The 18,610-nt window shown below is 60.0% G+C and carries 17 protein-coding genes; 8 read left to right on the forward strand and 9 right to left on the reverse strand.

Translation table 11 applies throughout. The annotated features are described in order from the left end of the window. The first annotated feature begins 277 nt into the window (after positions 1 to 277). On the forward strand, positions 278 to 805 hold the full coding sequence (locus tag SBC1_RS09205) for a Spy/CpxP family protein refolding chaperone (RefSeq protein ID WP_165091226.1): 528 nt from the start codon (positions 278 to 280) through the stop codon (positions 803 to 805). Between the two features lie 179 nt (positions 806 to 984). Further along, positions 985 to 1,419, forward strand: a complete 435-nt coding sequence (locus SBC1_RS09210; protein WP_165091229.1) for a PGDYG domain-containing protein — start codon at positions 985 to 987, stop codon at positions 1,417 to 1,419. Positions 1,420 to 1,490: 71 nt separating this feature from the next. Here the strand turns inward: SBC1_RS09210 and SBC1_RS09215 are convergent, their stop codons facing one another. The 7 genes from SBC1_RS09215 to SBC1_RS09245 all read right to left on the reverse strand — a co-directional run bounded on the left by SBC1_RS09215 (position 1,491) and on the right by SBC1_RS09245 (position 8,034). Continuing rightward, positions 1,491 to 1,859, reverse strand: coding sequence for a DUF3022 domain-containing protein (locus tag SBC1_RS09215; RefSeq protein ID WP_165091231.1), 369 nt, complete (start codon positions 1,857 to 1,859; stop codon positions 1,491 to 1,493). A gap of 1 nt (position 1,860) precedes the next feature. After that, positions 1,861 to 2,679: a YhfC family intramembrane metalloprotease gene (locus SBC1_RS09220; RefSeq protein WP_206366056.1), complete on the reverse strand. Its 819-nt coding sequence runs from the start codon at positions 2,677 to 2,679 to the stop codon at positions 1,861 to 1,863. Between the two features lie 20 nt (positions 2,680 to 2,699). Continuing rightward, complete coding sequence (locus SBC1_RS09225) at positions 2,700 to 3,764, reverse strand: LacI family DNA-binding transcriptional regulator (RefSeq protein ID WP_165987574.1); 1,065 nt, start codon at positions 3,762 to 3,764, stop codon at positions 2,700 to 2,702. Positions 3,765 to 3,842: 78 nt separating this feature from the next. Further along, a complete protein-coding gene (locus tag SBC1_RS09230; RefSeq protein ID WP_165091244.1) occupies positions 3,843 to 4,811 on the reverse strand; it encodes an NAD(P)-dependent oxidoreductase in 969 nt (322 codons plus the stop codon). Between the two features lie 58 nt (positions 4,812 to 4,869). Beyond that, entirely contained in the window at positions 4,870 to 6,168 is a 1,299-nt protein-coding gene (locus tag SBC1_RS09235; RefSeq protein WP_165987575.1) for an MFS transporter, read from the reverse strand. A gap of 59 nt (positions 6,169 to 6,227) precedes the next feature. Then, positions 6,228 to 7,211, reverse strand: a complete 984-nt coding sequence (locus SBC1_RS09240; RefSeq protein WP_165091253.1) for a sugar kinase — start codon at positions 7,209 to 7,211, stop codon at positions 6,228 to 6,230. Positions 7,212 to 7,266: 55 nt separating this feature from the next. Further along, positions 7,267 to 8,034, reverse strand: coding sequence for a sugar phosphate isomerase/epimerase (locus SBC1_RS09245; RefSeq protein WP_241201910.1), 768 nt, complete (start codon positions 8,032 to 8,034; stop codon positions 7,267 to 7,269). 492 nt (positions 8,035 to 8,526) lie between these two features. Between SBC1_RS09245 and SBC1_RS09250 the strand changes: the two genes are divergently transcribed. Continuing rightward, a complete protein-coding gene (locus SBC1_RS09250; RefSeq protein ID WP_165091256.1) occupies positions 8,527 to 9,828 on the forward strand; it encodes a hypothetical protein in 1,302 nt (433 codons plus the stop codon). Between the two features lie 52 nt (positions 9,829 to 9,880). Here SBC1_RS09250 and SBC1_RS09255 read toward each other — a convergent pair whose 3' ends face one another. Continuing rightward, positions 9,881 to 10,771, reverse strand: a complete 891-nt coding sequence (locus SBC1_RS09255) for a LysR family transcriptional regulator (protein WP_165091259.1) — start codon at positions 10,769 to 10,771, stop codon at positions 9,881 to 9,883. Between the two features lie 116 nt (positions 10,772 to 10,887). Between SBC1_RS09255 and SBC1_RS09260 the strand changes: the two genes are divergently transcribed. The 3 genes from SBC1_RS09260 (at position 10,888) to SBC1_RS09270 (ending at position 13,726) form a co-directional block, all read left to right on the forward strand. Continuing rightward, positions 10,888 to 11,973, forward strand: coding sequence for a YeiH family protein (locus SBC1_RS09260; protein WP_241202097.1), 1,086 nt, complete (start codon positions 10,888 to 10,890; stop codon positions 11,971 to 11,973). 160 nt (positions 11,974 to 12,133) lie between these two features. Then, positions 12,134 to 12,868 (forward strand): glutathione S-transferase, encoded by a 735-nt coding sequence (locus SBC1_RS09265; RefSeq protein WP_165091269.1) that lies wholly within the window; start codon positions 12,134 to 12,136, stop codon positions 12,866 to 12,868. A 54-nt stretch (positions 12,869 to 12,922) separates the two neighbouring features. Beyond that, positions 12,923 to 13,726, forward strand: a complete 804-nt coding sequence (locus tag SBC1_RS09270; protein WP_165091275.1) for an aldo/keto reductase — start codon at positions 12,923 to 12,925, stop codon at positions 13,724 to 13,726. Positions 13,727 to 13,808: 82 nt separating this feature from the next. On the opposite strand, the gene cadR is transcribed toward SBC1_RS09270, so the two are convergent. Continuing rightward, on the reverse strand, positions 13,809 to 14,240 hold the full coding sequence (gene cadR, locus SBC1_RS09275) for a Cd(II)/Pb(II)-responsive transcriptional regulator (RefSeq protein WP_165091288.1): 432 nt from the start codon (positions 14,238 to 14,240) through the stop codon (positions 13,809 to 13,811). Between the two features lie 81 nt (positions 14,241 to 14,321). Here cadR and SBC1_RS09280 point away from each other — a divergent pair, with 81 nt between their 5' ends. Together SBC1_RS09280 and SBC1_RS09285 are read left to right on the forward strand one after the other, a co-directional pair. Then, entirely contained in the window at positions 14,322 to 16,613 is a 2,292-nt protein-coding gene (locus tag SBC1_RS09280; protein WP_165091291.1) for a cation-translocating P-type ATPase, read from the forward strand. 121 nt (positions 16,614 to 16,734) lie between these two features. After that, positions 16,735 to 18,471 carry a ClcB-like voltage-gated chloride channel protein gene (locus SBC1_RS09285; protein ID WP_165091294.1) on the forward strand — a complete coding sequence of 579 codons (1,737 nt, stop codon included), beginning with the start codon at positions 16,735 to 16,737 and terminating at the stop codon, positions 18,469 to 18,471. Positions 18,472 to 18,610: the final 139 nt, after the last annotated feature.

The raw sequence follows: 18,610 nt of genomic DNA on the forward strand, positions 1-18,610 counted from the left end.
CGCGTGACAAAAGCGTGAAACAGGAAAGCCATTAAAACACGAGCGCATCAAACTGCGGCTGCCCTCGCTTCTTGGTTAAACTCCTACCGCTGCGAACCCGGCTTGCTCCCGAGTTGCTCCTTAGCGTTTTTTTCGCAGACGTATCGGTTGTAAGCAGTTGTGGCAACCAAAGCAACGTCGTGCGCTAACGTGATATTAATAGCGGCGTCGGCCAAACATCACACGTTATCTTTTCGTGTATTGCTTGCCCCTTCTCAATGGACCCAAGGTGTCACCCATGAAAAAAACATTCGTTGCATTGGCTGCCTCACTGGCTCTTTCCACGGCATTTGCCCAATCGTCCGCACCGGCGGCTCCTGCTGCGCCCGCAGGCGCATCGGCACCGGATACGGCACGCGGCCAGGCACGTGAAGCACGCGTCGAGCAACGTATTTCGGAACTGCATGCCAAGCTCAAGATCACCGCTGCCCAGGACGAGCAATGGAACAAGTTCGCCGATGTCATGCGCGACAACGGCCACACAATGGGTGATCTGTACCGTCAACGCATGGCGCTGGGTGACAACACGAGCGCGCTCGACGACATGAAACAGTACGAGCAGATCACGCAGGCACACGCGGACGGTACGAAGCGTCTGGTCGAGGCCTTTGAGCCGTTGTACGCAAGCCTTTCACCCGAGCAGAAGAAACTCGCGGACGCAAGCTTCCACCAGTCGAGCAAGCCGGGTGCGCATAAAGGCCGCGCGCCGCATCGCAAGGCGCCGGCTGCCGCAGCGGCGGACGGTGCTTCGACCACCAAGCCCTAAGCTTCCGCTAACAGCTTGATCTGAAGGCTGGACTTCACGCGGGTTATGCCCGCGAGCACGTGAAAAAGCGCTCGCATCGTGGTTTCGATGCGGGCGCTTTCACATTGCGGTATGCATAACAGGGAGCTTGGCGTTACGATCGCGGATTATTATCGTTTCAGCGTTTTCATGACATCCGCATGACACCCAACACTCTTACCCACCTCGACCTCACCGCCGACCCCGCCGCGCATCGCGTGGTGAAAGACGAAACGGTGGCTGTGCAGTTTGCAGAGGAACCCGGCTCGCTGATGAGCCTGGAAGGCCCGAATCGCTATGCTCCCGGCGATGCGTTGATCACGGGCGCTACCGGCGAGCGTTGGGTGGTGTCGCGGGATCGGTTCGATGCAAAGTACGTCACGCACGACGGCGTCACGCATGGCCATGCCGGTGCGTACCGGAACGTACCGGTTGCGGTCCTCGCGAAGCAGATGCACGAAGCGTTTTCAATCGCGCGTTCTGAAGCCGGCGATGTGCTTCACGGCGAAGCAGGCGACTGGGTCATGCAATACGCCCCGGGCGACTACGGAGTCGTCAAGGCCGCCCGTTTCGCGAAGGTTTATAAGCGCGCTTGATACGTGCACTTTATGAGCACGCTTTATAAGCAAGTTAAGCAGCGCAAGGCCAGGCTGCCTTCTGCCCTGTCTTACGCAAAATCCTCGCCTATACCGATCTCCACCGTGCGCGGGACCGTTTCCCCGGCTGCGTACATCTCCTCGAGCGAACCGAGCGTGGCTTCCACATAAGCACGCAGCACCGCATAACTGCGCGCGTGCAAACGCGACGGCATCGCCCTGTAACGCGTGAGTGAGGCGGGATCGAAGCGGATATCGATGGCTATCCGGCGCGCCGTTGCGCCGAAGCGCATTGCCACATAATGAATCACAAGCGAAAGCTGGCCGTCGTCGCCCGGACGCTCGGCGAATTGCGTCTGCTCCGGGAACAGGTCGCTGACCACGCGCGCCAGCAATTCGATATCCGCACTCGGGCAGTCATATTGATATTCGTCGTCCATCTCAGTCTCCGGCCTTTACACGTGCCGCACGGTTCGCAGCTGCCGCCACGCCCAGGAAATAGCGCCGAAGCGCCCGCATCACGATCAGCCCGAACACGAGATACACGGCATCGGCGGCGAGCAGCGGAATCAACCGCGCCTGATAAAGCGCAACCGGCAGAGCGATCAGCGCGTGAGCCACGATCATGAACGGCAGCGTGAAGCGGAAACGCTCACGCAGCATGTGCCACATTCCCACCGACAATCCCACCTGGAACACGAATGCCGCCGCCCGTTCGACCAGGAACAACGCGGCGGATTCCGGCGCGAGGCTGCCGAGCACGGCGTGCAGCCGCAGCAGCGACTCGGCCGGGACGCTCGTGAAATATTGATCGAGCATGCCACGATCGGCCAGCAGCGCGTAGAGGATCCACTGCAATTGCACCAGCACGCCAACGAGCCACGCCTCCGCGCCGCCGTGGCCGATTCCATAGCCGAGCGCCGTGCCCGGGCGCTGCAACGAGGTCGGATCGCGCTTGATCAGCCATCTCATGCCGGCGTAGCGCCCGACTTCCTCGCAGATGCCGGTCGCAAGCGCGCCGTAGATCACGAAAATGGCCGGATTCATCAGCAAGCCAACCGTGGTCGCGTTGCTCAGGACGAGACCGTGCAAGCCGCGTTCGATCACCATCGAAAACAGTGCAAAGACCGCGATCCCGACAATCACGTCACGCCGCTCGAAACCAAACCGGGGCTTCGTCTTGCGATACAACCAGATAGGCAACGCGGCAATCAGCAGCGTCGCGAGGGTGATACAGACCAGCGTCAAGGCACTTACCATCAATTGAATTTCCTCAAGAACTACGTACCGCCATTGTTTGTTGGTGCCGATGCCGATGTCGATGCCCGCACGACCAGTTCGCCCGGCAGCAGGCATTCTCGCGCCGCCACGACCGCGCCTTCAATGCGCTCATGCAGGAACTCGACGGCGCGCTCGCCTATGGTATAGGTCGGTTGGCGCACGGTCGTCATTCCGGCGAGCTCGGCCCACTCGGAGTCGTCGATACTCATCAGCGCCACGTGCCGCTGCCAGTCAGCGCCATGACGCTCCTTCAGATGCAACGCGACCCGCAACGCTACCGGCGCGTTCGCCGCGAAGAGCGCTGCGCGGCGGTTCCGCCGTTGCGCAGCGTCAATAAGCGCATCGATTTCGGCAAGGGTTGCGTCATTATCCAGATCGAGCACGATTGTCGTGCCTGACACGCCTGAATCGCAGAGCGCGCCGATAGTGTCACGAAATGCCGCTTCGCGCACGCGTCGCGAGCTAACCTGCGCGTACGGCTGGACGATAAACAGCAGTTCATCGAAACCCTGGCTCACCAGATGATGGATCGCCATGCGCACCGCTTCGGTGTTGTCCAGCCCGACCATATCGGTCACGAGCCCCTCGACCGAGCGGTCCACCAGCACCACCGGCACGCCGCCGCGAGTGAGCGATTCCAGCGTCTCTTCCTTCACGCCGAGCGCATTCACAATCACGCCTTCCACGCGGTAGGTGGTCAGAAGTTGAAGGTATCGCCGCTCCAGATCGACCTCGTTCGCCGCATGGCAGATCAGCGGCATATAACCATACGCGTGACAGGCCGCCTCCACACCCTGCAGCACCTCAACCGAGTAAGGATTCGTCAAGTCCGCGACCAGCATCCCGACCAGCCGGTTGCGCCCTCGTTTGAGCCCGCGCGCCATCTGGTTCGGCCGGTAATCGAGCTTCGCGATCGCCTCTTCTATGCGCTCGCGCAACTCCGTCGACAACACGCCCGTCTCGCCGTTCAGATAACGCGAAATGCTGGTCTTGCCGGTGCCGGCTTCGCGCGCGACGTCGGTGATGGTCGCGCGCCGGTCATTCGAAAAATTGTCTCTTGCCATGTTCTCGTTCGACACCCGATAAAAACAAAGCGCGCCAAGGCGCGCTTTTTTCAATGCAGCGAGCTTGACTCAAGCCGCTCAGCGCTTCAATGCTTCTGGATTCACCATGTTGTTCGTCAGCGTGCCGTTCAACGCGCCGATCAGGTTTTCCGCTGCGTTCTTGTTCATCGCGTGGCGGGTTTCGTGCGTGGCCGAGCCAATATGCGGCAGCGCCACCACGTTCTTCATCTTGAGCAATGGCGAGTCGGCGGACAGCGGCTCTTTTACGAAAACATCGAGGCCCGCACCGAGAATCGTGCCGTCCTGCAACGCTTGAATCAGCGCGTCTTCATCCACCGTCGGTCCGCGCGATGCGTTGATCAGGATCGCGCTGCGTTTCATCTTCTTCAGTTGCTCCGCGCCGATCAAGTTGCGTGTTTCATCGGTCAGGGGCACTTGCAGCAGCACGAAATCGGAGGTGGCGAGCAACTCGTCGAGATCAACCTTCTTCGCGCCGTAGTCGCGTTCAGCCTGTGCATTCGGACTGCGGTTTGTGTACAGCACGTTCATGCGGAAACCGAGCGACGCACGCCGCGCTACCGCACCGCCAATCCGTCCCAGCCCGATGATACCGAGCGTCTTGCCCTGGACATCGACACCAAAACAGTCTTCGCCGATGCTCTTCGTCCACTTGCCCTCTTTCACCCATTCCGCGAGTTCCACCACGCGACGCGCGCTTGCGAGGATCAACGCGAAAACCGTATCCGCCGTCGATTCCGTCAGCACGTCCGGCGTATTCGTGAGCAGAATGCCGCGGCGGTTCAGATCGTCGATATTGAAGGCATCGAAACCAACGGAAACCGTCGCCAGCACCTTCAGCTTCGATGCGCCCTCGAGCATGGCCGGTGTGATCTGCGTGCTCGCGCCGATCGCGCCATCAGCGTCTTTCAACGCGGCCACGAACACATCGTGCTGCTTCGGGTCCACGGTTGTGACATCCGCGTTTTCCTGAAGATACGCGAGCACGTCCGCGGGCAACGGCTTATACGCGACGATTTTCTTTTTCATCGAAACAGGTCCTGTGGAGTCAATAAGGTTGGGTTTCTTTCAAGTGTCTCAAGCAGTCTCAAGCACGTGTGGCCAGTTTAGCGGCGGCTGCGACCGGTTGCGGTTTCACGATCAGCGTCAGGATCACGGCCGCTACCAGCGCGGCGCTCATGAACACATACGACGCCGCCGGCGACCCCGTCGCGCCGTTCAGGTACCCGACCACATACGATCCGACAAACGATCCAAGCGCGCCCATGCTGTTGATCAGCGCCATTGCACCGCCCGCCACGTTCTTCGGCAGCAATTCAGGCACGATCGCGAAGAACGGGCCATAAGGCGCATACATGGCCGCGCCCGCGATCACGAGCAGCGCATAGGAGCCCCAGAAACTCGTCGATCCAAGCAGGTACGATCCCGCGAAAGCGAACGCGCCGATCAGCAGGAACGGCCACACGAACAACTTGCGGCGCTCGAGTTTGTCCGACGCCCAGGACGCCGCGATCATCGCAATGGTTGCTGCCAGATACGGCACGGCAGACAGCCAGCCGGTCTCGACCATGCCGAACGTGGACGCGTTCTTGAGGATCGACGGCAGCCACAACACGAAGCCGTACACGCCGATGCTCCAGCAGAAATATTGCGCGGACAGCTTGATCACCGCCGCCGACTTGAACGCCTCGCCATAGTTCTTGACCGGTTTGATCGCCGCTTGTTCTGCGCGCAGCGTGTTGTCCAGATCGCGTTTTTCCTGTTCGGACAGCCACTTAACTTGCGCTGGCTTGTCCTGCACGATGAACCACCAGATCACCGCCCAGATGATGGCCGGCGCACCTTCCACCACGAACATGTGGCGCCAGCCGAACGAATTGATCAAGTAGCCCGATACCACCGACATCCACAGCACCGTCACTGGATTGCCCAGGATCAGGAACGTGTTGGCGCGCGATCGCTCGGATTTCGTGAACCAGTTGGAGATGAAGATCAGCATCGCGGGCATCACGGCCGCTTCCACGACACCGAGCATGAAACGCAGCACCATCAGCGATGGAATGTTGGTGACCACGCCGGTCAGCGCCGCGCACCCGCCCCAGAGGATCAGGCTCACGAACACGAGCTTCTTCACGCTGCGACGCTCAGCGTAGATCGCGCCGGGAATCTGGAAGAAGAAATAGCCGAGGAAGAACAATGCGCCAATCAGCGATGCCAGCCCCTTGCTGATGCCGAGATCGTGGTTGATACCAGCCGCCGAAGCGAAGCCGAAGTTCGCACGATCGAGATACGCGAGGCTGTATGTGATGAACACGATCGGCATGATCGTCCACCAGCGGCGCACCGCGAGCTTGGTTGTAGTGGTGTTGGCACTGGCTGGTTGCATGATTGTCTCCGTCCTTGGCTCGTTTGTTCTGTGACTACTGAGGGGCTTTGAAAGCGCCCTTATAAAGCGACGTTGGCTGCCGCCTCGCCGCTGCTCGCTTGTTCCAGCGCATCGAGTTCGCTACGCGTCGGCAAACCTTCGCTATCACCGATCACCTGAATTGCCAAAGCGCCGATGCGGTTGCCGCGTGTCAGCGCGTGCCGCACGTCGCGCCCTTCCAGCAACGCGCTCACCACGCCGACAGCGAAACCATCGCCCGCGCCGACTGTATCGACGACATTTTTTACCGGGATTGCCGGCACCGTGCCTTCTTCGTTATCCACGGTCCGGAAATACGCGCCTTGCGCTCCAAGCTTGACCACGACGCCCTTCGCCCCCTGATCCAGATAGAACCGCGCAATGTCCTCGGGCTTCGTGAAACCCGTCAGGATCTTGCCTTCGCTGACACCCGGCATGACCCAGTCGGCCAGCGCCGCCAGCGCGTTCAGCGACTCCGCCATGGCTTCACGCGACGGCCAGAGCGTCGGCCGCAGGTTGGGATCGAAGGAAATGGTCTTGCCGGCCTTGCGCATCTCGCGCGCCATGTGGAACCCGAGTTCGCGCGAGGTCGCCGAAATGGCCGGTGCGACGCCCGTCAGATGCAAATGGCGCGCGCCCAGCACGTAGTCCGCCACGTAGTCATCGAGCGACATATGGCTCGCCGCCGAGCCTTTGCGAAAGTATTCGATCGCTGGATCGCTGCCGTCGTCATTCTTCGATTTGAGCTGGAAAGCGGTCGGATAACGCTCGTCGATCGTGACGCAACCCGCATCGATTCCTTCCTGCGCGAGCACATCGAGCACGTAGCGGCCGAACGAGTCGCGGCCCACGCGACTCATCCAGCCGACCCGGAAACCGAGCCGCGACAAACCGATCGCGACGTTCAGATCCGCGCCGGCCACGCGCTTGGTGAACTGGCCGACCTTCGCTAGATCGCCGGTCTCGGCGGCGACGAACATCGTCATGGCTTCGCCGTAGGTCACGACATCGAGAGAGGTTGTCATAAGCGGTCCTTCGTCATTCATTGATGGGGTGTTCAGGCCAATATTCCGGCCAATTTCAGGCCGATGCTAGTTGTTTGACGTAGCGCGCAGCATCGGCGGCGAGATTGTCTTGTTCGAATGGAAATTCGATACCGCGCGGAACGTTGGCCGGTAGAGAAGCCAGCAACGCGGCGAAGTGCTCATCGTCGGTTGCGGGGGCCGTCGCGAACCGTCGCGCGCCTTCGCCCTGCACCGCCTTGCAATGCACGTAACCGACGTATTGGGTCAGGCGCCTCGCTGCTTCGAGCGGATCTTGCTGCGCCCATTGCCAGTTGCCGGTATCGAAGGTCATGGAGAGCGTGTGCGAGCGATTTTCCAGCGCTTTGAACAAAGTGGAGAACGCATCGATCGTGCCGCCCGCTTTCAGCTGGCCGTTTTCGACCACGACCTGTGCTTTGGAATTTCGGATACCGGCGATCAGGCGGTCGAGCGTCGCGGAATCCGTGGCCGTGCCCGCGCTTTCTGACCCGCCGAGCTGAAATTTGACGATACGCGCATCGAGCGCAGCGGCTTCGTCCAGCGTCTGCTCCATCGCGCATTCATCGAGAGCGCCGGTATCGTCGAAAAGGGTCACGGGGGTGGAATAGACCGGCCAGATGCCAGCCGATCGAATTTGCTGACCGAGTTCGTATAGGGCAGCGGGCTGGGATTGGGTCTCATGGGAGAACAATTCGCGGCGGACTTCGAAGCCGGCCGCGCCGGCTTTTGCCGCGACTTCCGCCCAAGTTGCGTGGCCGTCGTGGCGGATCGCTTCCGCACCGAATGCACTCGCCACGATAACCACAGGGACGGCTCCGTCAGCCCGGGTATTTTTGATCAGATTTCCAGAATTACCGTGTTCCACAGCGGAATTTGCCTTTAACCGGCCAATGGAACCGGTTCCAAGAACGAATTTTAGAAAAGACGCGGTGTGCGTCTGAATGTTTCGAATGATGCGCCCGGGGTTCAAGGTGCGCCATTCTGGAATTCCCTAGGGCGCTTTCCTTCCCGGCATGAAATCGGGCTCGAACCTACTTCGCAGCCTCATCTCTCACAGTAAGTCAGAACGCCTCTCGTCATTCGTAGCGCTCGCCGCCCTAGGAAAACTCCTATTTTGATGACGGAAGGTTACTGCCCTTATCGCCCCGAGTAAGCTGGTGGACGTTATCGCAAGCGCGAAATCTAAACACCTACACGCAACAAGCCGCAATGAGCCGGTGGCACCGAAGCAACGCCTCTGAATTGCCAATACGGATTGCAGGGGCATATCTCCAGCACCACGCGAGAAAATAAAATCATGCTTGAGCGGGACAGCTTTCAAGACGGACTTGATCTCATCGCGGCTTTGGCGGAGAGCAGCCGCACTAGCCAACGCCAGCTTGAAGAAGCTGTCGCGGAAATGAGAACGCGATTCGCAGACAATGCCGAAGCACTCAAAACGCTAGCATTCGTCTTGAACTCAAATGACTACTTTGCGGAGGGATACAGTCTCGCGAGACAAGGACTGGTTATTGATTCACAGCATCCTTTATTGCATCACAACGCGGCGCGCGCATTAAGCATTCGTGGACGGACCGTCGAGGGTCGTCCATACAGTATAGAAGCAGCGCAGCTTTTGCCCGACAACCCGTATATGCAATTCCATTTCGCAGGTGTGCAGCTCGCCCTGGGCGAATATGAGGAAGGCTGGAAGCGATACAAATGGTTCTACGAAATTCCCGGCACCGCTAACCAGCGGATTTACCCCACATTTCCTGAATGGAGCGGCGAGCCTGTCGCGGGGTGCCAATTCCTGCTTGTCGGCGAGCAAGGGCGCGGCGATGAAATACAGTTCCTGAGATTCGCCAATTGGTTACACAGCCAAGGAGCGAAGGTAGATGTTTTAGTGAGCGAGCCGATATCGTGCTTAGCGGCCGGCATGCCGAGTGTCAGGGCCGTGTTCACGGCGATACCGCCAGGTCCCTATACCTATTGGTGCCACATGTTAAGAATGCCGGAACATGTGAAGCTTGATTTGCCGATGCTGCCCATTGCCATGCCTTATCTCTCTGCTGCGCCTGAAAAACAGCACCAATGGAAAATTCAAATCGATGCAATGGCGCCGGGTCGTGGAAATGCAAAGAATAGACGGATCAGCTTTGTATGGGCGGGTAGCCCGACTCACCCGCTTGACCGTTTTCGCTCTATCCGGATTGATGCACTGAGGCCGCTATTTGCAATCGCCGATATAACCTGGTTCTCGGTACAAAAGGGGGAACGCGAGCATGAATGCGAACCGCTGTCGCGTGAATTCGATATCCACACCTTAGGTCCGGACATCGGCGACTTTACCGATACGCTGGCCATACTGCATACGCTTGATTTGCTGATTACAGTCGACACATCAGTGGCCCACCTTGCCGGGGCCGCTGAGCTTCCCGTGTGGACGCTCGTCCCCGCTAACACGGAATGGCGATGGTTAGCCGGTAGAAAAGACAGCCCATGGTATCCATCGATGCGAGTATTTCGTCAGCACCAACTTGGCGATTGGGATAGCGTCATCGAGGAAGTGCGGCGCGCATTGCAGGATTGGTTGGTCATGCACGACACCGAGGCTTGAATTCTCACACGCCCTTTATTTCAGGTTTTGCAAACCAAGGGCTCGTGACAAGTTACTTCGCAGCCCCACCTTCCACACACAGCGCGTAAAACCGCGCCGCCACCCGCGACGTCGCCGCGCCATGTGGCATCAGGATCGAAAACCGCCGCGTCAGCGGCTCCGGCGCAATCCTCAGACGTTGCAACGCGCCGTCCTCATGGCGCATTGACATCGCCGACACAAAACCAATCCCCATCCCCGCCCGCACGGCTTCCTTCACGCCTTCCACGCCCGCTATTTCGAGCGCAACGCGCATCTGCACGCCCGCCCGCGCGCACGCTCGCTCAACCAACTGGCGCACCCCCGACCCACCCTCGCGCAAAACCAGCGAATAAGCGCACACCGCTTCGAGTGTCACACCGCCGGAGACGGGCACCAGCGGATGCCCACTCGGCGCAATCGCCACGATTTCATCCTCGCGCCACGGCGTGGCTTCGGTTCCCGGTGGCAGATCAGTGCCCACCGGCCCTTCGATCATCGCGATATCCAGCGAACCCAGCGCCGCGACGATTTCCGCTGTGTTCCCGTCAATCGTGTGAACCACCACATCCGGATGCTGCCGATGAAACTCTGCGATCAGATAAGGCAACAAGTAACTCGCTGGCGTCGTGCTCGCGCCGATCCGCAGCGTGCCGCGCTCGAGCCCCCGCAGCGCATTCCGGTACGCATGCGCTTGCCCGAAGGTCTCGCGAATCCGAGTGGCATAAACGGCGAGCTGTTCGCCCGCGGTGGTCAGCCGGATGCCGCGCCCATCGCGCTGATACAGAGGTTCGCCAAATTCGTCCTGCAACTGGCGCAACTGCCCCGACACAGCCGGCTGTGACAAGTGCAGCGCGAGTGCTGCGCGGCTGATATTGGCATGTTCCGCAACGGTGGCGAAGGTTATAAGCTGGTCTGGGGTCATTGGCGCTCAACTATCGGCTGAACGGATAGTTTACATCCTAAATGACGATTTCTCATATCGATATATCAATATTAGGATTGGCGCATCAAACCAAGAGGGAAAAAGTCGTGAATTCGATCGCCACTCCTGTCGCATCTACTCCCGCTCCAAGCGCTTCAACCGCTCCAAGCGGTCAAACGCGCGGCCAACTGAACGGCATCTTGTTCGTCGCGCTGTTTGCCGCCGCCGTCACGCAACTGGCCGCCCTGCCGTTCATCTCGAATCTGGGGCTGAGTCCGCTGATCGTCGGCATTGTCGCGGGGGCCATCTATGGCAACGCGCTGCGGGACGGCATGCCGGAGAGCTGGGCCTCGGGCGTGAATTTCTCCGCTCGCAAGCTGCTGCGTATCGCAGTTGGCTTCTTCGGTCTGCGCGTAAGCCTGCAGGAAATCGCTCAGGTCGGACTGCCGGGATTGACGGTGTCGGTGCTGGTGGTGGTGAGTACGCTCGCCATCGGCACGTGGGCGGGCATGAAGCTGATGAAGCTCGACCGCGATACGGCATTGCTGACCGCAGCCGGAAGCGCGATCTGTGGCGCCGCGGCAGTGCTCGCGTTCGAGTCCACCTTGCAGTCCGAACCGCATAAAAGCGCGATGGCTGTGGGCAGTGTCGTGCTGTTCGGCACGCTCTCCATGTTCCTCTACCCGCTCGCGTTGCACCTCGGCTGGCTGCATCTGGATACGCTGGGCGTCGGCCTGTTTTTCGGCGGCACGATCCACGAAGTGGCGCAGGTGGTGGGCGCGGCCAGCAACGTGAGCCCGGAAGCGACACATATTGCGACCATCGTGAAAATGACACGCGTGATGCTGCTCGTGCCTGTGCTGCTCGTGATCGGCATGTGGGTGAACCGCTCGCGTAACAACGGTCAAACCGACGGTAGTGGCACGAAGCGCAAGTTGGCCATTCCCTGGTTCGCGCTCGGTTTCCTCGCGCTCGTGATCGTGAATTCGTTGCACGTTTTGCCCGATACCGCTACCCACACGCTGAACACGCTCGATACTTTCGCGCTGACCATGGCGATGACCGCATTGGGTATCGAAACGCGGATCGCGCAGATTCGCCGCGCCGGACCGCGTGCGCTGGTAACCGGTGCCATCGTCTATGCCTGGCTGATCGGGGGAGGACTCGCGATAACCATGGGCGTCGAGCGCCTGCTCGGGTAACGTTCATAGAGGTGCCGCTTGCAGGAACACGAAAGCCCCGCCGCCCGTGCGGGGTTTTTGCTTTTCAGCGAGATTACGAGCGCAATCCAAGCGCAACGGCACGCGTGTTGCTACCCTCTTGTCTTTGGTTTCCAGCAATCACACCGCAAGGATATTGCCGATGGCCTACGAACTGTATTACTGGGACGGTCTTCAAGGCCGGGGTGAATTCGTCCGGCTCGCGCTGGAAGACGCCGGCGCTGACTACGTTGACGTTGCACGCGGCGCGAAAAAAGACGGACAAGGCACCGGCGCGATGATGAAAATCATCAACAGCAAGACCGAGCCGCACATTCCGTTTGCCCCGCCATTTCTGAAGGATGGCGAACTGATCGTGTCGCACGTCGCGAATATCTTGCAGTATCTGGGACCGAAGCTCGGTCTCGCGCCGAAGGATGAAGGTCTGCGCTATGTTGCGCACGGTTTGCAGTTGACTATCGCGGATATGGTGACCGAAGTCCACGACACCCATCATCCACTTGCAAGCGGTCTTTACTACGAAGACCAGAAGGACGCCGCGAAGGAACGCGCGAAGGATTTCATCGAGAACCGGATTCCGAAGTTCATCGGCTATTTCGAGCGGGCGCTCGCGCAGAATCCTCACGGCGATACACAGATGATCGGTAATACAACGACCTACGTGGATCTGTCGATATTTCAACTCGTCGAGGGCTTGCACTACGCCTTTCCGCGCGCAACGGAGAAGTTCGGCAGCCTGTATCCGCGCATTACGGCATTGCATGATGCCGTGCTGGAACGACCGAATATCGCAGCGTATGTAGACTCGGAACGCCGGATTCCATTCAACGAATCCGGCATCTTCCGCCATTACCCGGAACTGGATCAGGACGCTTAGGATTTCTGACTCGGCCGGCCTGTATCGGATAAACGTAATCAAAAGGGGCATCAGATGATCGAAACAATTCCCTCCTTCGGACTCGGCACCTTTCGCGTGGATGCGGAGAAAACTGCCAAGGCTGTCACAAGTGCGTTGCAACTCGGGTATCGGCATATCGATACCGCGCAGCTCTACAAGAACGAAGAAGCCGTCGGTAAAGGCGTGCGCGACTCGCTCGTGCCGCGCGACGATATCTGGGTCACGACAAAGGTTTGGCATGACCGGCTGCGTCGTGACGACGTGGTGAAAAGCCTCGTGGAAAGCCACAAGAAGCTGAACATCGGCACGATCGATCTCGCGCTGGTTCATTGGCCGTCGCCGGACAGCGTGGTGCCCATCGCCGAATCAATTGCGGGCTTCCAGGATGCGCAGAAGCAGCAGTTGATCCGGCATTTCGGCGTGTCGAACTTCACCGCGCCGTTGCTCGAGGAAGCGTTGAACGCACCCGGCGGCGAGGCCATTGTGACGAACCAGTTCGAAATCAGCCCATTCCTCGCGAACCGCAAGCTGGTCGAGGCAACGCAAAAGCTCGGTGTGAAGGTGACCGCGTATATGCCGCTGGGCGAAGGCCGCGCGCACAAAGATCCCACGTTGACTGCCATCGCCAAGAAGCATGGCGTGACGCCCGCTCAAGTGACGTTTGCATGGCTGTTGTCGCGCGATATCGTGGTGCTGTCGGCATCGACGAATCCGGAGCATCAGGAACTGAACTGGGACTCGCAAAAGGTAAGACTGGACGCCGACGATATTGCGAAGATCGATGCGCTCGACGAAGGCCAACGAAACGCGAAGCCACCGTTCGCGCCGAAATGGTGACTGGGTAGTTTGACGTAGAACGCAGCCCGGCTTTGGTGTGACGAGGCCGGGTTTTCAGACCCGACCCGCCTCGCTCCGCCACTCAGCCCAAGTGGGTCCGCTTCTCGCGTGCAGGCGCGACATTGTTCGTTGAAAGCGCCTGGACGATACCGCAGTCCGTCGCCGATTCTTCCGTTGTGCATTGGCCCCTCAACGCAACCAGTTGGGCCTTGAGTTGCGTCAATTCCTCGATCCGACGATCCACATGAAGAATGTGTTCATCGACGAGCGAATTGATTGAACCGCACGGTTCGCCGGGCGCGTCGGTCACGCTGAGTAGCTGGCGGATTTCGTCGTGCGTCATATCCAATGCGCGGCAATTGCGGATAAACCGCAGACGTTCCGCGTGCGTCTCCGTGTAATTCCGGTAATTCGAATCTGTCCGGCCGGCCTGCGGCATTAAGCCTTCTTTTTCGTAAAAGCGGATGGTTTCAGTCGTGCACTGAGCCATTTTCGCCAATTCACCGATTTTCATTGCTTATGCTCCCGGCCAACGCTTGACCTTGAAGTGACTTCAGGGCGTCTACTAAACCATAGATCCCCTCAGGAAGCCACGATGTCCCTACCCAGCGCAACGAATAACGCGACGCTCGACGAAACCCCGGCCCGCTCACCGTGCTGCCACGGTCATGACCATTCGTCGGACCACGCGCCTTCACATTCGCATAAACATGCACATGCGCATTCACACTCCGAGGCTAAAGCCGCTGCTCCCGCTCGTCAAAAGCCTTTGAACGGCGGCGAACGCACCGTGTTTCTTATCGCGCAGATGGATTGTCCGACGGAAGAAGCGTTGATACGCAAGAAGCTTTCCGCCATGCCATCCGTGCAGGACGTGCAATTCAACCTGATGCAGCGCTTGCTCACCGTGGATCACTCGCCGCTCGAGCGCGAGGCGATTGCACAGGCCATTCGATCGCTGGGTTTCACCGCTGAATTGCCCGAAACAGTTCTGCAAGGTGGAACTGCCGCCATCGCCAGGAAACCCGCGCACTGGCCGCTCGCGCTGGCCTGCGCCGCGGCGGTCACATCGGAAATCGCCAGTTTTGCTGCGTTTCCCGGCTGGATCGCAGCGTCGTTCGCCGTGCTCGCCGTCATCTCGGGTGGCCTGGGAACCTACAAAAAGGGCTGGGTCGCCATCCGCAACGGCAATCTCAACATCAACGCGCTCATGAGCATCGCTGTCACGGGCGCACTGGTGCTTGGCCAGTGGCCCGAGGCAGCCATGGTCATGGTCCTGTTCAGCCTTGCCGAACTGATCGAAGCTAAATCGCTCGACCGTGCGCACAACGCTGTTCAGAAGCTGATGCAACTTGCGCCCGAGCGCGCGACCGTCCAGCAACCCAACGGCACTTGGCATGACGTGGACGCAAAATCGGTATCGATAAACGCCGTCGTGCGCATCAAACCCGGCGAGCGGATCGGACTCGACGGCGTAGTGATGGCCGGACGCTCGACGGTCAACCAGGCACCCATTACGGGTGAAAGCCTGCCAGTCGATAAAGCACCGGGCGACGCCGTGTTCGCCGGCACGGTCAACGAATCCGGGTCGATCGAGTATCGCGTGACGGCGCTTGCAGGCGATACAACGCTCGCGCGCATCATTCACGCGGTGTCGGAAGCGCAGGGTTCCAAAGCGCCTACGCAACGCTTCGTCGATCAGTTCGCGCGCGTTTATACGCCAGTGGTATTTACGCTCGCAGTTCTTGTCGCGGTCTTGCCGCCGCTCTTGCTTGGCGGCGTCTGGCACGACTGGATCTATAAGGCGCTGGTGTTGCTGGTGATTGCCTGCCCGTGCGCGCTGGTCATCTCGACGCCGGTGACTATCGTCAGCGGCCTCACCGCGGCGGCGAGAAAAGGCATTCTGATCAAGGGCGGCTCGTACCTCGAAAGTGGCCGCAAGCTGACGTGGCTCGCGCTCGACAAGACCGGCACGATCACGCACGGAAAACCGGCGCAGACCCATTTCGAAGCCCTCGCTGATACCGACATCAACCGATGCCAGCAACTTGCGGCCAGCCTCGCCGGACGCTCGGATCATCCCGTGTCGCAAGCGCTCGCGCGTGCAGCTACCGCGGGCAACATCGCCCCCTTATCCGTCGCTGAATTCGAGGCGTTGCCCGGACGCGGCGTGCAAGGGACAATCGACGGCAAACCTTACGCGCTCGGCAATCATCGTCTGGTCGAAGAGCTCGGCCATTGCTCCGCCAGTCTGGAAGCCCGGCTCGACACGCTGGAACGCGATGGAAAAACTGTCGTCCTGCTGATCGGCGAACAAGGCGTGCTCGCCTTGTTCGCCGTCGCGGACACGATCAAGCAAAGCAGTCGCGCTGCCATCGCCGACCTGCATGCGCTCGGCGTTCGCACCGTGATGCTGAGCGGCGACAATTCGCATACGGCGGCGGCCATCGCGAGTGCCGTGGGTATCGATGAAGCCCGCGGCGACCAGTTGCCCGAGGACAAGCTCACTGCGGTGGCAAATGCGGTGGCAAAACTTGCGGCAGATGGCGCGGTGGTAGGCATGGTGGGCGATGGAATCAACGATGCCCCCGCCCTCGCCCGTGCTGACATTGGCTTTGCGATGGGTGCGATGGGCTCGGACACCGCCATCGAAACCGCCGACGTCGCGTTGATGGACGACGACCTGCGCAAGATCCCGGCTTTCATCCGGCTCTCGAAGGTGACACATGCGGTGTTGGTACAAAACATCGTGTTGGCGTTGGGAATCAAGGCGGTATTTTTTGTGCTTGCGCTGACGGGTGCGGGAACCTTGTGGATGGCCGTTCTCGCCGATGTGGGGGCAAGCCTGCTGGTCGTTGCCAACGGACTTCGCGTATTGCGCCGATAACTGCGTCCACCCGGGCAAATCTGTATGCATGTGAGCGTCGGAGCACTGCCCCGAGGCCCCTTGCGGGTGATATCCTTGCCCCGCGCCATTGGCCTCGACCCGCTCCGACATTCAAGCTCACGTGCTTTCATTCCTGCTTAAGCTTCGCACCCGGGCACAGATCCGGTTCCGCTTCTCCGAATCCCACTCCATGCTCGTGTGGGCCGTGATTGTCGGCGTGGCCGGCGCATTCGCGACGGCGGCGTTTCGCGTTGGAATCGACGAATTGCAGCGGCTTTTTGGCGGCGATCACGGTAACTTCGTTGAAATGGCCAAGCGCCTGCCGTGGCCCGTACGGGTCGCGCTGCCGACCGCAGGCGGACTGGTCGCGGGCGTGTGCCTGCTGATCGCGCGGCGTCGCAGCTCGGGTCAGGCAAATGCCGACTATATGGAGGCAGTGACCATTGGCGACGGCGTCGTGCCGGTCTGGCAAAGCATGTGGCGCAGTATCTCGTCGCTGTTCACCATCGCAAGCGGTGGCTCCATCGGGCGTGAAGGCTCGATGGTCCAGCTCGCGGCGCTATGCGCGTCGCTGATCGGCCGCTGGGTCCACTTCGATCCGCCGCGCCTGCGCCTGCTCGTTGCCTGCGGCGCGGCGGCCGGGATCACCTCGGCGTACAACGCGCCTATCGCCGGCGCGTTCTTCGTGACCGAGCTCGTGCTCGGCTCCATGGCAATGGAAAGTTTCGGGCCGATCGTGGTGTCCTCGGTGGTCGCGAACATTACGATGCGCGAATTCGCCGGCTATCGGCCGCCTTACGAAATGCCGGTGTTTCCAACGGTCACCGGCGTCGAAGTTCTTCTGTTCGTCGTACTCGGATTGCTCTGTGGCGTGCTCGCGCCGTATTTCCTGCGCCTGTTGGCTGCATCGAAACAACGCTTCGCCAAGCTGCCCATGCCCTTGCCGATCCGGCTCGGATTCGGCGGCCTGATTGTCGGCGTGATCTCGATCTGGTACCCGGAGGTCTGGGGCAACGGTTATGAAGTCGTCAACTCGATCCTGCATCATTCGTGGACCTGGGAAGCGCTGGCCGCAGTGCTGTTCTTCAAGATCGTCGCGACCGCGGCAACCGCGGGTTCCGGCGCGGTCGGCGGGATTTTCACGCCAACACTATTCGTGGGTGCGGTGGTCGGCTGCCTGTTCGGGCTGGCAGCGCATACGATCTGGCCGCACTCCACGTCCGCCCCGTTTGCTTACGCGATGGTCGGCATGGGTGCGTTCCTGGCCGCCGCTACGCACGCGCCGTTGATGGCGATCCTGATGATCTTCGAAATGACGCTGAGTTATCAGGTCATGCTGCCGCTGATGCTCTCGTGCGTGGTGGCATTTTTCATTGCGCGGGCATCTGCGCAGACGTCAATGTACGAAGTCACGTTACGCCGCAACCGCGACGAAAAAGAGCGCTCGCGGCTGGCCGCTACGCAAATGCGCGAGCTTGTGAAACCGGCTGACACCGTAGTCCCGCTTGATGCAGACGTGAAGACCATGACGCGGGTGTTCCTCGAATATCCGGTGAAGTACCTTTACGTCGTGGATGCCGACGGCCAGTTTCGCGGCGTGGTGGCGCTTAAGGACATCACGTCCGATCTGCTCGATGAGCGCGACACCACCGTCAAAACTGCCGAAGATTACCTGCAACCTCATTTCGATGTCCTTACACCGGACATGTCGCTAGGTGAAGCGTTGCAGCATTTCCTGGCGTTCCAGGGCGAGCGTTTGCCGGTCATCGACTGCCCGACACGGCCAATGTTACTCGGCGTGGTCTACAAGACATCGCTTCTCGATGCCTACTTCCGCTTGAACCCGGCATCGCGCTGAAATTGCGCGTCGCGTGCAAAAATCGCGGTAGTGCCGGAGTGCCCGTGAAGCACGTGCTTACGACCCTATTCTAGAATTCGCTCGAAGAACTACTGCTAGCGCCGTTTGAAACAAGGCACGGCAGGCGCACGGCGTTTAT

Source organism: Caballeronia sp. SBC1 (assembly GCF_011493005.1).
Taxonomy (GTDB): domain Bacteria; phylum Pseudomonadota; class Gammaproteobacteria; order Burkholderiales; family Burkholderiaceae; genus Caballeronia.

Bases quoted from the DNA above. Each gene is read 5' to 3' on its own strand.
- SBC1_RS09270 (WP_165091275.1), top strand. From the start codon at position 12,923: ATGATCGAAACAATTCCCTCCTTCGGACTCGGCACCTTTCGCGTGGAT.
- SBC1_RS09220 (WP_206366056.1), bottom strand. From the start codon at position 2,679: ATGGTAAGTGCCTTGACGCTGGTCTGTATCACCCTCGCGACGCTGCTG.
- SBC1_RS09205 (WP_165091226.1), top strand. From the start codon at position 278: ATGAAAAAAACATTCGTTGCATTGGCTGCCTCACTGGCTCTTTCCACG.
- SBC1_RS09230 (WP_165091244.1), bottom strand. From the start codon at position 4,811: ATGAAAAAGAAAATCGTCGCGTATAAGCCGTTGCCCGCGGACGTGCTC.
- SBC1_RS09255 (WP_165091259.1), bottom strand. From the start codon at position 10,771: ATGACCCCAGACCAGCTTATAACCTTCGCCACCGTTGCGGAACATGCC.
- SBC1_RS09210 (WP_165091229.1), top strand. From the start codon at position 985: ATGACACCCAACACTCTTACCCACCTCGACCTCACCGCCGACCCCGCC.
- SBC1_RS09250 (WP_165091256.1), top strand. From the start codon at position 8,527: ATGCTTGAGCGGGACAGCTTTCAAGACGGACTTGATCTCATCGCGGCT.
- SBC1_RS09225 (WP_165987574.1), bottom strand. From the start codon at position 3,764: ATGGCAAGAGACAATTTTTCGAATGACCGGCGCGCGACCATCACCGAC.
- SBC1_RS09240 (WP_165091253.1), bottom strand. From the start codon at position 7,211: ATGACAACCTCTCTCGATGTCGTGACCTACGGCGAAGCCATGACGATG.
- SBC1_RS09215 (WP_165091231.1), bottom strand. From the start codon at position 1,859: ATGGACGACGAATATCAATATGACTGCCCGAGTGCGGATATCGAATTG.
- SBC1_RS09235 (WP_165987575.1), bottom strand. From the start codon at position 6,168: ATGCAACCAGCCAGTGCCAACACCACTACAACCAAGCTCGCGGTGCGC.
- SBC1_RS09280 (WP_165091291.1), top strand. From the start codon at position 14,322: ATGTCCCTACCCAGCGCAACGAATAACGCGACGCTCGACGAAACCCCG.
- cadR (WP_165091288.1), bottom strand. From the start codon at position 14,240: ATGAAAATCGGTGAATTGGCGAAAATGGCTCAGTGCACGACTGAAACC.
- SBC1_RS09265 (WP_165091269.1), top strand. From the start codon at position 12,134: ATGGCCTACGAACTGTATTACTGGGACGGTCTTCAAGGCCGGGGTGAA.